Source organism: Actinophytocola sp., from assembly GCF_035712165.1.
Classification (GTDB): domain Bacteria; phylum Actinomycetota; class Actinomycetes; order Mycobacteriales; family Pseudonocardiaceae; genus DASYTH01.
In genome coordinates, this window is the sequence record NZ_DASTBH010000054.1 from 1 (window position 1) to 12172 (window position 12172).

Below are 12172 nucleotides of genomic sequence, written 5' to 3' on the forward strand. Positions count from 1 at the left end.
CCGCCATACGAACCCCTTCCGTTCGTGTGCCAGTCGCAGGGACAGGACGGGCGTACCGTCATGCGAAGGGGTTCGTCGCGGGTCGGCCGTCCGGTGCCGGCTTCCCGCTTGTGATCAACGAATCGGTCGAGGATCAGCCGATCGCGACTTTGACAGTCCCAGCGGTCGCGCCCTGCCAGGCAAGCTGGCCAATCAGAAGGAGCTCGATCATGAAGATCACCGTCTTCGGCGCCAACGGTGCCACCGGCCGGTTGCTGACCAACCAGGCGCTGGCCGCCGGTCACACCGTGACCGCCGTGACCCGCCGACCAGCCGACTTTCCGATCACGCACGAACACCTGCGCGTCGTGGCGGCCGACGTACACCACGCCTCCGCCGTCGACCACGCCATCGAGGATGCCGACGTGGTGCTGTCCACGCTCGGCGTGCCCTTCACCCGCAAACCGATCACCGTCTACAGCGACGGCATCCGCACCATCACCACCGCAATGTCCCAGCACGGCATCAAAAGGGTGGTCGCGGTCAGCTCCAGCGCCACCGAGCCACACCACCACGCCGACGGCGGCTTCCTGCTCAACCGGGTCCTGCAACCCATGGTCACCGCGACGATCGGCAAGACCACCTACGCCGACATGCGGCGCATGGAACAACACCTGCGCGACAGCGACCTGGAGTGGACCATCATGCGGCCCTCCGGCCTGTTCGACGCGCCCGCCGTGACCAGCTACGCACTACACGAGAACCAAGCGCCAGGCATCTTCACCAGCCGCGCCGACCTCGCCGCGAGCCTGCTCGAACAGATCTCCGACACCCGTTTCCTCCGCAAGACCGTCGCCGTCACCACCACCGAGGGCACCCCCACCCTGTTCCAACTGATGCGTCGCGAAGCCTTCAAGAAAGGATGACCGCCAAGCGTCGTGGTCAGCATGGCCACCGCCGCGGCGGGTGTGGGGGCGCCTCGAATGCTCATGGTCGTACTCCCCCGTTTTCGGCGATCCGCTCGGCATTGCGCCGGAACCGGGTGCCGTCCAGCAGATCCTTTTGCCGGCGTAGGTCGATGAGGGCGACGGCTAGGGCGGTGCCGAGGAAGAGGCAGGCGACGAGGGTGGCCCGGTTCAGCGCGTCGCGGTGCAGCGCGGCCGGGGCGGCGGTGAGGGTGAAGCCGGCGCCGTAGATCGTTGTGTAGTAGGCCATCGATGCGGTCGCGACGCCGACGGTGTTGCTGACCCGCTGGCCGAGCTGGCCGATCGCGCTGGCCGCGCTGCCCTGGGTTGGCGGGATGTCCATCAGGGTCATGGAGTGGTTGGGAGAGACAACAAGGCCGCCGCCGAGGCCGTAAAACAGCTGCAGCACCGGGATTGCGGCCAGCACGGCGGCGGTCGGCAGGTCGCCGTGCAGCACCGCCAGCGTGGCCAGGGTGGCCAGCAGGACCAGCACCATGCCGGTCGCGGTGAGCACCCGGCCGAGCCGCAGCACGTAGCGGCCGCCCAGCCAGGCGCCGAGCACCGAGGTGGCCGACGACGGCAGCAGCACCAGGCCGGCCAGGAACGGCGTGATGCCGCGGGCCTCCTGCAGGTAGATGGTCAGGGCGAGGGCGATACCGGGACCGGCGGCGAACCAGGTCAGCGAGACCAGCACGCCGTTGCGGAACGACCTGATGCGCAGCAGGTCCGGGTCGATCACGCCGGATCGGCCGGCGGCGACCCGGGCGCGGCTGCGTGCGACGAACAGCATGGCGAGCCCGGCCGCCGGAAGCAGGGCGAGCCATCGGATGCCGGCGTCGCCGGGACGTCCGGTGGTGAAGATGAACGGGGTCAGCAGCGCGACCAGGGCGAGGCTGGCGAAGGCCAGGCCGACCACGTCGATGTCCGGCCGGTACCGGCGGCCCTGGTCCCGGCCGACCGGCGGCAGCAGGGTGTGCGCGGCGATCAGGATGGCGACGCCGACCGGAACGTTCATCACGAACACGCCCCGCCAGCCGAGCGTGGTGAGCAGCAGCCCGCCGAGGCTGGGCCCGAGCGCGGTGGCCAGGCTGACGCACATGCCGTAGACGCCGAACGCCTTTCCGCGCTCCGGAGCGGGAAACAGCTGCTGGACGATGCCCATCAGCTGCGGCATGAGCAGCCCGGCGCCGATCCCGAGCAGGGCGCGGCCGGCGATGACCGCGCCGGCGCCGGGGGCGAGCGCGCACAGCACGCTGGCGGCCAGGTACAGGTACATGCCCGCGTAGGTGAGCGCGAGCCGGCGGCCCGCGTCGCCGATCCGGCCGGCCGGGACCAGGGTCACCGCGAAGCAGAAGACGTAGGCCGCCTGGATCAGCTGGATTCCGGCCGGTCCGGGATGCAGGGCCCGCTCGATCGACGGGACGGCGATGGACACCTTGTGGATGTCCAGCAGGAGGAAGCCGGCGGTGCTGCCGCACAGCAGCAGGACCGCGCGGCGGTTCGTGGCGGTCATGGCGGACCCGCGACGGCGGCGCGACCGTTGCCGCGCCGCCGTTCGCCGGTGCTCAGGCCTCCTGGAGGATCTTGGTGGAGTCGACCAGGTTGCCGAACTCGTTGTCCGGGTCGATCAGGTCCCAGCTGGCCACCCAGTCCAGCGTCCGGTTGAACTGGTCCTCCGGGTACGGGCCGGGGTGGATGTAGCGCAGCCGGCCCAGCTTGAAGTCCTCCGGGGCCAGCTCGGCGACCGGCGCCGCCTGGGCGATGAAGTACTTCAGGTACGGCCGGATGTCCTCGTGGATGCGGTCCACGCCGCGCGTGACGGCCCGGTTGATCCGGGTGAACGCCTCGGCGTCGAGCGTGTCGTTGGCGATCTCCGCGCCGTAGTAGTGCGCCTCCGCCAGCACCTTGTACCCCTGCTTCTCGGCCACCGTGATCCACGGCTCCATCACGGCAACGGCGTCGATGTCCCCGTCCCGCAGGGCCTCGAACCGCTCCTTGCCCTTGATCCCGACCAGGTTGATGTCGGCGCGCGGCAGGAAACCCTCCAGCGTCTGCAACACGAGATAGTGCGAGCCGTGGTGGAAGTTGACCCCGACCCGCACGCCGGCGAGGTCGCCGGGGATGTTGTACGGCGAGTCGGGGCGCACGATGATCGCCTGGCTGGCGACCGCGGCCCGGCGGGCCACCACCTTGCCGTTGACCTGGCTGTCCTGGGAGCGGCGCAGCTGGCCCCACTCGCACGCGTTGTACAGCTGCGACCCGCCCGCCTCGAACAGCTTGAAGCTGCTGAACGAGGACACCCGGCGCGGGTCCTCGATGAACCGCAGCCCGGTCTCGTCGGTGGGCCGGAAGCGGATGAGCTCGATGTCGAGCCCTTCGTCGGAGAAGTAGCCCTCTTCCTCGGCCACGTAGTACGGCAGGTAGAAGACGGCGCTTGTCGCCTCGATCTTGATCTTCGGCATGCGGGTTCCTCGCCAACAGGTACTAGAAGTTATACGAGCTATCGCGACTCACAGTAGATTTTTCAAGCTGACGACAGTAGAAGTTTCATATGTCGAGACGCTATCCACTACGAGAGACGGTAGATCTAACGTCTCCGGCATGAAGCGCCGAACCCCCCTGACATCGCTCACCGTCCTGATCTCGGCCGCCCTCGTTCTCTCCGGCTGCGCCACCGGTACCGGCGCGGCCGGCACCGGCGCCAGCAGCACGCCGGTCAAGGGCGGCGTGCTGAAGTACCGGGCCGCCGGCGGCGGCAAGTCGTTCGACCCGGCCACGACGACCGGCTACGGCCTGGCGGTGCCGGTGCGCAGCCTGGTCGACTCGCTGGTGTTCAACAACGAGGACGGCACCTTCGCGCCGTGGCTGGCCACCGCGTGGGAGGTCAACGACAACGCCACCCGGTACAGCTTCACGCTGCGCCAGGACGTCACGTTCAGCAACGGCGAGAAGCTCGACGCCGCCGCTGTCAAGCTGAGCTACCAGGCGCTGCGCGACGGCGGCGCCAAGTACGCGGTCGCCAACCAGTGGATCGGCGCACTCAAGGAGATCAGCACCCCGGACCCCTACACCGTGGTGTTCGACCTGGCCAAGCCGAACTCGTCGTTCCTGCAGGCGGCATCCACCACCGTGCTCGGCATCGTGGCGCCGGCCACGGCCCGGCTGCCGTTCGAGAAGCGCCAGGAGGGTCTGGGCATCGTCGGCTCCGGCCCGTTCGTCGCCGCCGAGAGCCGCGGCGAGGAGGGCTACACCCTGGTCCGCCGGGACGACTACGCCTGGGCGCCGGCACCGGCGGGCAACCACGGCCCGGCCTACCTGGACAAGATCGAGGTGCACAACATCCAGGACAACAGCATCGCCGCGGCCGAGCTCCGGTCCGGCGGCCTGGACCTGCTGCACAACACCGAGCCGGCGGACAAGACCGAGTTCGCGCACAGCGCGGAGATCACCATCCGGCGGCAGCCGCTGCCCGGGTCGGCACTCGGGTTCGCGGCCAACGTCAAGGTTCCCGGCCTGGACGACGTGCGGGTCCGGCGGGCCTTGTCGCTGGCCGTCGACCGGGCGGCCGTGCTGCAGCGCGCTTCGGCGATCGACGTCCCGCCGAAGAGCGCCTACACCGCGAGCAACCCCTACTTCACCGACCAGTCCGACAAGATCAGGACCGACGTCGAGGCGGCCAAGCGGCTGCTGGACGAGGCCGGCTGGCGGCCCGGGCCGGACGGCGTCCGGGCCAAGGACGGTGCCCGGCTGTCGTTCACCCTGGTCTACAGCCCGTCGACGATCTCGCACGAGCCGAACATCGCCGTGGTACAGGCGCAGTGGAAGAACATCGGCGTCGAGCTGAAGTTCGGCAGCCTCACCCAGGCCGAGCTGAACCAGCGGCTGCAGTCCGGCAACTACGCGTTCTCCTGGGGCTCGGGCACCCGACCCGACGCCGACGTGCTGCGTTCCACCTACGCCGGCGTGGACCGCGAACTGGACACGATCTTCGAGCGGATCCTGGCCGAGCCGGACATCGCCAAGCGCCGGACCGCCGCCGCGCAGGCCTCGGCGATCATCCTCGACCAGGCGTACTGGATCCCGCTGTACGACTTCATCCAGCCGCTGGCCTACCGCAACAGCACCCACCTGCCGCTGCTCGAGGCCACGCACCTCCCGTGGCTGGGCGACGCCTGGATCGACAAGCGATGACCGGCGGCCCGCGCCTCGCCGGTGTGGTGGCCGGCAAGCTCACGCACGCTGCCGTCGTGATCCTCGCGGCCTACTCCGCCTCGTTCTTCCTGCTGTTCGTGCTGCCCGGAGACGCGGTGCTGGCCCGGATCGGCACCACCGACACGCTGGGCTCGGCCGACGTCTCCGGCCTCGACCTGGACCTGCTCCGGGACGAGGTCGGCCTGTCCGGCAGCCTGTGGACCCAGTACTGGACCGGGGTGACCGGACTGCTGCGCGGCGACCTCGGCCACTCGCTGGTCACCGAGCAGCCGGTCACCCAGCTCATCGGCGAGGTGCTGCCGAACACCCTCATACTGGCCGCGGTGTCCCTGGCCGTCTCGGTGCCGCTGGGGTTCCTGCTCGCCGTGCTCGCGGTCGCCCCGCGCTCCCGGCTGGTCCGCTCGCTGGCCTCGCTGGTGCCGTCGGCCTACGTGAGCCTGCCGGTGTTCTGGGTCGGCATTCTGTTCGTCTACGTCTTCGCCATCACGCTGGGCGCCTTCCCGTCCAGCGGCAGCCAGGGCGCCGCCTCGCTGGTGCTGCCGACGGCGGTGCTCGCGCTGCTCGGCTCGGCGCAGTTCGCCCAGGTGCTGATCAGCAGCCTGCGCGTGGAGCTGGGCAGCACGTACGCGGCGGTCACCGCGCCGGCCAAGGGCGCCGGCCGGTTCCGCATCCTGTTCCGGCACTGCCTGCGCAACGCCTCGTTCCCGTTCCTGGCGGTGTTCGGGCTGCGGATCGGGCAACTGCTCGGGGGCACCGTCGTGGTCGAGATGGTGTTCTCCCGGGTCGGGCTGGGCCGGCTGATGGTCGACTCGGTCAAGGCGGTCGACCTGACCGTGGTGCTCGGCCTGGTCGTGGTGCTCGCCGTGGCCTACGTCGTGATCAACGCCTTGGTCGACATCGGCTACCTGCTGCTCGATCCCCGGCTGCGCCGCCGTTCGACGGAGGTTGCGGTATGACCGGCGTGATCACCGGCCCGGTGGCCGAGCCGGTCGCCGCTGCCCCGGAGCTGCCCGCATCCCCCGGGCGGCGCCGGCGGCGGGTCCGTGAGCTGCACGTCCATCTGGTGCTGCTGGCCTTCCTGGTGCTGGTCGCCCTCGCCCCCGACCTGGTGACCTGGCACGACCCGTACGAGCTGGACGGCCTGCCGTTCACCGCGCCAACCGGCGAGTTCTGGTTCGGCACCGACGAGATCGGCCGCGACCTGTTCTCCCGGGTGGTGCACGGCCTGCCGATCTCGCTGTTCTCCGCGCTGCTCGCCGTCGCCGTGGCCCTGGCCGGCGGCGCGGTGATCGGCGTGCTGTCCGGGCTGCGGCCGGGCGGCCTGGTCGACCGCGGGCTGGGCATCATCACCGAGGCGATCATGGCCATCCCGGCCGTGCTGCTCGCCCTCGCGGTGATCACCACCTACGGGCGCGGCGCGTTCGTCGCGGCCATCGCCATCGGCATCGGCGAGGCCACCGGCTTCGCCCGGCTGATCCGTGGCTGCGTGATCCAGTCCGGCACGCTGACCTATGTCGAGGCGGCCCGCACCTGCGGCGCCGGCCCGGTGCGGGTGGTCACCCGGCACATCATCCCGAGCAGCTACCACCCGGTGCTGTCCTACACCGCGCTGCACTTCGGCCTGGCCATGCTCGCCATCGGCTCGCTGAGCTACCTCGGCTTCGGCGAGGCGCCGCCGTCGGCGGAGTGGGGCGTGCTGATCGCCGGCGGCCAGAAGTATCTGGCGCACGCCTGGTGGGTGGCGATCATCCCGGGCCTGGCGCTCACCGCCGTGGTCGTTCTGCTCAGCCGCATCGCCTACCTGCTGCAGGAGGATCCCGCATGACACCGCTGCTGCGGGTCACCGACCTCACCGTCGCCTACCGGCGCGCGCCCGGCGACCCGGACACCGCGCTGGACGCGGTCTCCCTCGACGTCCCGCGCGGCCAGGTGACCGCGGTGATCGGCGAGTCCGGCTCGGGCAAGAGCACCCTGGCGCACGCCGTCGTGCGGCTGCTCCCCCGCACCGGGCAGGTGCTCGGTGGCCGGATCGAGTTCGCCGGCGAGGACGTGCTGCGCCGCGACGACCGGTCGTTCCGCGCGCTGCGCGGCCGGCACATCGGGTTCGTGCCCCAGGATCCGATCGCCTCGCTCAACCCGACCAAGACGGTCGGCGCCCAGCTGCGCGAGGCGTTCACGCTGGCCCGCTCCCCGCTGCCGCCGGCGGAGGTGGACGTGCGGATCCGCCAGGACCTGCGCGACGTCGGGTTCACCGACCCGGAGCCGCTGCTGGCCCGCTACCCGCACGAGCTGTCCGGCGGGATGCGCCAGCGGGTGCTGGTGACCATCGCGTTCTCGCAGCGGCCCGAGCTGGTCATCGCCGACGAACCGACCAGCGCGCTGGACGTGCTGGTCGGCCAGGAGGTGCTGGCCGCCATCCACGCCGCCCGGACCCGGCACGACACGACGGTCGTGCTGATCACGCACGACCTCGCCCTGGCCAGCCGGCACGCGCAGCACGTGGTGGTGCTGCGCGGCGGCAGCGTGCTCGAGTCCGGCCCGGTCACCGAGGTGTTCGCCGACCCGCGGCACGCCGGCACCCAGGCCCTGCTGGCCAGCTCCGCGCGGGTGGCGCACGGTCGGGTGCGGAGCATCGCCGAGGCCTACCGGCGGCGGGCCCCCGTCGGGCCCGCGGTCCCGGAGCCCGCCGAACCGCCCGCGGTCGAGCTGGACGCCGTGGCCAAGCGGTTCGGCACCGCGAAACGCGGCACCCAGGCGGTCGACGGCATCTCGCTCACCGTGCCGCCCGGGACGACCTTCGCGCTGGTCGGCGAGTCCGGCTCGGGCAAGACCACCACCGGCCGGCTGATCCTCGGCCTGGTGCGCCCGGACCGGGGCACCGTACGGGTGTTCGGTCGCACCGTGTCCTCGCTCGGCCGGGCCGAGCTGCGCGCGCTGCGGCGCGACATGCAGGTGGTCTACCAGAGCCCGTTCGAGTCGCTGAACCCGCGGCTTTCGTTGCGCGGCATCATCGGTGAACCGCTGGACGCCTACCGGGCCGGCACCCGCGCCGCTCGGCTGGCCCGGGTGCACGAGCTGCTCGACCTGGTCCACCTGCCCCGGTCCTATCTGGACCGGCGACCGCGCGAGCTGTCCGGCGGCCAGCGGCAACGGGTGGCCATCGCCCGGGCGCTGGCGCTGCACCCGCGGCTGCTGGTCCTGGACGAGCCGGTGTCCGCGCTGGACGCCACCATCCAGGCCCAGATCCTGGAGCTGCTCACCGAGATCCAGCAAGCGTTGGGACTGACCTACTTTCTGGTCACCCACGACCTCGCGGTGGTGGCCGACGTCGCGGCGCGGGTGGCGGTCATGCGCGCCGGGCGGATCGTCGAGCAGGGCCCGACGGCCGAGGTGATCCTGTCGCCCCGGGACGGCTACACCAAGGCGCTGCTGGCCGTGTGACGGATGTCCACGTCCAGCACGGTCGACACGGCGGGCAGCACCCGGCAGCCGGCGCGGTACTGCTCGAGCAGGACCTCGACCTCCGACCCGGCCAACCCGTCGACCATCACCTCGACCAGCACCCGGCCGACCTTGAGCCGGTTCCGCGTGTAGCGCGAGGTACGCGCCCGAACCCGCACCGCGCGGGCGCCCGGGTTGTCCGCGTCCGGATCACCATCCGCGCGCAGTACGTTGAGCAGGTTGACGACCAGCGCGGACACCAGCAGGTCCAGCGGACCCGGCGCCCTGCCGGCACCCCCGGTGCCGACCGAGGCGTCCGCGAGCAGTTCGAACGCCGGCCCGCGCACGGCGAACCGGCCCCGAACCGGTGTGGTGCATCCGGTGATGGCACTGATGTAGTCGTATCCGGTCATCTGTGCTCCAACCAGGCGGTGCGCTTGACACCGCCAAGTCTGCGGCAGCGGCAGGGTCCGGAGACAGCGGTACCGCCATCTGGACACTGTGGACGGCGCTCAGCGCTTGGCCAGGTCCGCCGCGAAGATCGCCGAGGCCTTCTTCAGGACCTCGATCTCCTCCCGGAGCGCCCCGATCGTCTCGTGCGCCGACTCCAACTCGGCCTCCAACTCGGCGATCCGCGCCAGCAACCGCTCCCGTGGCGCCTGCCGCAACCTGGCCGCATCCCCCGCACTGAACATCCCGTCGTCGAGCCGCTTCACCCAGATCCGCAGCGACTGCTCGCCGACCTCGAACTCCTCGGCCACCTCGCGCAGAATCGACCGGTTCCCCGCCTCCGCCTGCCGGCGCTCAACCACCCGGCGCACAGCGGCAGCACGCACCTCATCGCTGTACTTCCGCTCGAACGCCATCGCCCGCCTCCACCATCACTGTCTCGACAAAGCCTAGTTGGGGACACGCGCCGAGCGGCCGGTGGCCGCCTGCGGCGCGGCCGCCTCGGCACGTCATCAGGGGTGGGTTGGCCGGTCATCGCGGCCAGGGCGGTGGCGACCCTTATTTCTTGGCTCGGTGGGTTGTTGGGTGGTGGGGTCGGTGGGCCACGCGTGTTTGGGGTAGCGGCCGCGTAGTTCGGTGCGTACTTGTTGGTATCCGTCTCGCCAGAAGGATTCGAGGTCGCTGGTCACCGCGACGGGTCGGCCCGCCGGGGAGAGCAGGTGTAGCAGTAGGCGAACCCGGCCGCCGGCGATGGTGGGGGTGTTGGTCCAGCCGAAGGCTTCCTGGACCCTGACCGGCAGGACCGGTTGGCTGGTCGAGTAGTCGATCCGGATGTGTGCGCCGGCGGGCACCGTGAACCGGTCGGGGGCCAGTTCGTCGAGCCGGGTGGCGGCCGGCCAGGGCAGCAGCCGGGAGATCGCGTCGTGGATCGCGATCCGTTCCAGGTCGGCGCGGCGGCGTGCGGTGGCCAGGTCGGGTCCGAGCCAGGAGTCCAGGGTGTCCAGCAGGGTCTGGTCGTCGACAGGCGGCCATGGCTGGCCGAGGGTTCGGTGCAGGAACGCGAGCCGTTGCCGCAGGCGGGTGGCGCTGGTGGTCCAGCGCAGGATGCCCAGGCCTTCCCGGCGAAGTCCCGCGAGGAGCGCGCCGTGCAGGTCCGCGCGGTTGGGTTGGGTCAGTTGCCGTTCGTGCAGCACGATCGCGCCGAGCCGGTCGACCCTGCGGGCGAGGACGTCGCCGTCGGCCCACCGCACCTCGTCCACAGTGGACAGCAGCGCGGGGGCGGCCCGTTCGGCCAGCCGCTGGTCGGCCCGGGCGGCCAACCTGATCTTGCCGTGGGCGCGGGCGGGGTCGCGGTCGACGCTGGCCACGGCGAGCCACTCGGCGTCGGTGCCGCCGTCCGTCTCGGCCGCGGTGCCACCGGCCATCAGGTACACGCGCGACCCGGTGGCGCGCCGCCGGGCGAGGCGCTCCGGGTGGGCCAACGCCACGACCATCGCCGGGTCGGGATGTTCTGGGTTGGATCGGTCGGCGACCAGTGCGGAGAGTCTGCGCACCTCGCGTCGCCAGCGGCGGGCGGTGTCGCTGTGGTCGTCGGCCCGCAGCCGTCGCACCGCCGCCTCGAGGTCGGTGCCGGTGGCGAGGGTGTCATCGTCGAGCAATGCCACCACTTCGGCCGCGGACCTGGCGCCGACCGTGTCCGCGCCGTCCAGCAGTGCTCTGGCCAGCCGCGGGTGCAGGCCGATTCCGGCGATGCGCCGGCCGCGTTCGGTGATCTCGCCGGCCCGGTCCAGGGCGCCCAGCGCGGCGAGTACTTCCCGGCCGGCGGCCAGCGGGCCCGCAGGTGGCGGGTCCCACCAGGCCAGGCTGGCGCCGTCCGGTGTGCCCCAGCAGGCCAGTTCCAGCGCGAGCCTGGTCAGGTCGGTGGTCCTGATCTCCGGTTCCGGATACCGGGGCAGCGTGGCGTGCTCGTGCTCGGGCCAGCATCGGTAGACCCGGCCCGGTGCCAGCCGCCCGGCGCGCCCGGCGCGTTGCTCGGCGACGGCCGCCGACACCCTGGTGGTGATCAGCCCGGCCAGTCCCCGGCGATGGTCCATCCTGGGCACCCTGGCCAGTCCGGCGTCCACGACCGCGCGGATTCCCGGGACGGTGAGGCTGGACTCGGCGACCGCGGTGGCCAGCACCACCCGGGGCCCGGCGCCCGGCCGCAGTGCCGCGTCCTGCCGCTCGGCGGGCAGCCGTCCGTGCAGGGGCAGCACGGTCAGACCGCCGAGTAGCGCGGCGACCCGGTTGATCTCCGCGACACCGGGCAGGAAGACCAGGACGTCACCGCCTGTTTCGGACAGCGCTCGCTGGACGGTACGGGCCACGCATCCCTCGATGCGTTCGGTTCGGGCCGGCGGCGTGTAGGTCACCTCGACCGGAAAGGACCGCACGTCGGCCCGCAGTACGGGGGTGCCGTCGCCGAGCAACGCGGCGAGCCGGTCGGTGGCCACGGTCGCCGACGTGGCGAGCAGACGCAGATCCGGTCGCAATCCCGCGCGCATGTCCAGGAGCAGGGCCAGCAACAGGTCGGCGTCCAGATGCCGTTCGTGGCATTCGTCGAGCAGCACCGCGTCCGCACCGGACAGTTCCGGGTCGGACTGCAAGCGCCGGACCAGCAACCCCGAGGTGACCACCTCGATCCGAGTGTCCCTGGACACCCGCCGGTCGCCGCGCACCGCGTAGCCCACGGTGGCGCCCACCGGCTCCCCCACCAGGTCGGCCATCCGGGCCGCGGCGGCCCGCGCGGCCAGCCGGCGCGGCTCGGCGACCACGATCCGACCGGCCATACCGGCCGCCATGGCCAGCGGGACCACCGTGGTCTTCCCCGCGCCCGGCGCCGCGACCAACACCGCCGCGCCTCGCTCAGCAAGCGCGGCCATGACCTCACCCACCATCGCCCGTACCGGCAGATCAGGCAGAGAGGCGGGTAGGTCCACGACACCAGTGTGCTGCACCACCCGGACCACCAGCCGCGGGTGGCGGTGGAACCCGGCGTCACAGCCCATCCCGTTCCCGCCGTCGGCTGCGCCGTGGCGCGTCGAGGTCGACAACGCGGCGCCGCTACTGGCCCGGTCCTGGTTGCG

Annotated in this window: 10 protein-coding genes; 5 read left to right on the forward strand and 5 right to left on the reverse strand. The window is 71.7% G+C overall.

Annotated features, from left to right (window positions below; genetic code table 11):
* The coding region (locus VFO68_RS02590) for an SDR family oxidoreductase (RefSeq protein ID WP_325156496.1) at positions 1-905 on the forward strand (905 nt) is incomplete at its 5' end.
* A gap of 61 nt (positions 906-966) precedes the next feature.
* On the opposite strand, the gene VFO68_RS02595 is transcribed toward VFO68_RS02590, so the two are convergent.
* Positions 967-2457, reverse strand: a complete 1491-nt coding sequence (locus tag VFO68_RS02595; RefSeq protein WP_325156497.1) for an MFS transporter — start codon at positions 2455-2457, stop codon at positions 967-969.
* Positions 2458-2509: 52 nt separating this feature from the next.
* The gene (locus tag VFO68_RS02600) at positions 2510-3406 is read right to left on the reverse strand and encodes an ABC transporter substrate-binding protein (RefSeq protein WP_325156498.1); all 897 of its coding nucleotides are present in this window, start codon (positions 3404-3406) and stop codon (positions 2510-2512) included.
* A 139-nt stretch (positions 3407-3545) separates the two neighbouring features.
* Between VFO68_RS02600 and VFO68_RS02605 the strand changes: the two genes are divergently transcribed.
* Genes VFO68_RS02605 through VFO68_RS02620 form a run of 4 tightly spaced genes read left to right on the forward strand, consistent with a single transcriptional unit; the run spans position 3546 to position 8597 of the window.
* Positions 3546-5135, forward strand: coding sequence for an ABC transporter substrate-binding protein (locus VFO68_RS02605; protein ID WP_325156499.1), 1590 nt, complete (start codon positions 3546-3548; stop codon positions 5133-5135).
* The gene (locus VFO68_RS02610; protein ID WP_325156500.1) at positions 5132-6112 is read left to right on the forward strand and encodes an ABC transporter permease; all 981 of its coding nucleotides are present in this window, start codon (positions 5132-5134) and stop codon (positions 6110-6112) included. Before VFO68_RS02605 ends, VFO68_RS02610 begins: the two co-directional genes overlap by 4 nt.
* The gene (locus VFO68_RS02615) at positions 6109-6981 is read left to right on the forward strand and encodes an ABC transporter permease (RefSeq protein WP_325156501.1); all 873 of its coding nucleotides are present in this window, start codon (positions 6109-6111) and stop codon (positions 6979-6981) included. The genes VFO68_RS02610 and VFO68_RS02615 overlap by 4 nt, the downstream gene beginning before the upstream one ends.
* Positions 6978-8597, forward strand: a complete 1620-nt coding sequence (locus VFO68_RS02620) for an ABC transporter ATP-binding protein (RefSeq protein ID WP_325156502.1) — start codon at positions 6978-6980, stop codon at positions 8595-8597. Before VFO68_RS02615 ends, VFO68_RS02620 begins: the two co-directional genes overlap by 4 nt.
* On the opposite strand, the gene VFO68_RS02625 is transcribed toward VFO68_RS02620, so the two are convergent.
* The 3 genes from VFO68_RS02625 to hrpB form a co-directional block, all read right to left on the reverse strand.
* Positions 8570-9010 (reverse strand): hypothetical protein, encoded by a 441-nt coding sequence (locus VFO68_RS02625; protein WP_325156503.1) that lies wholly within the window; start codon positions 9008-9010, stop codon positions 8570-8572. The two genes, VFO68_RS02620 and VFO68_RS02625, sit on opposite strands and share 28 nt — an antisense overlap.
* Positions 9011-9109: 99 nt before the next feature.
* Positions 9110-9463, reverse strand: a complete 354-nt coding sequence (locus VFO68_RS02630) for a transposase (protein ID WP_325156504.1) — start codon at positions 9461-9463, stop codon at positions 9110-9112.
* Between the two features lie 96 nt (positions 9464-9559).
* Positions 9560-12025 carry an ATP-dependent helicase HrpB gene (gene hrpB / locus VFO68_RS02635; RefSeq protein WP_325156505.1) on the reverse strand — a complete coding sequence of 822 codons (2466 nt, stop codon included), beginning with the start codon at positions 12023-12025 and terminating at the stop codon, positions 9560-9562.
* Positions 12026-12172 lie beyond the last annotated feature (147 nt).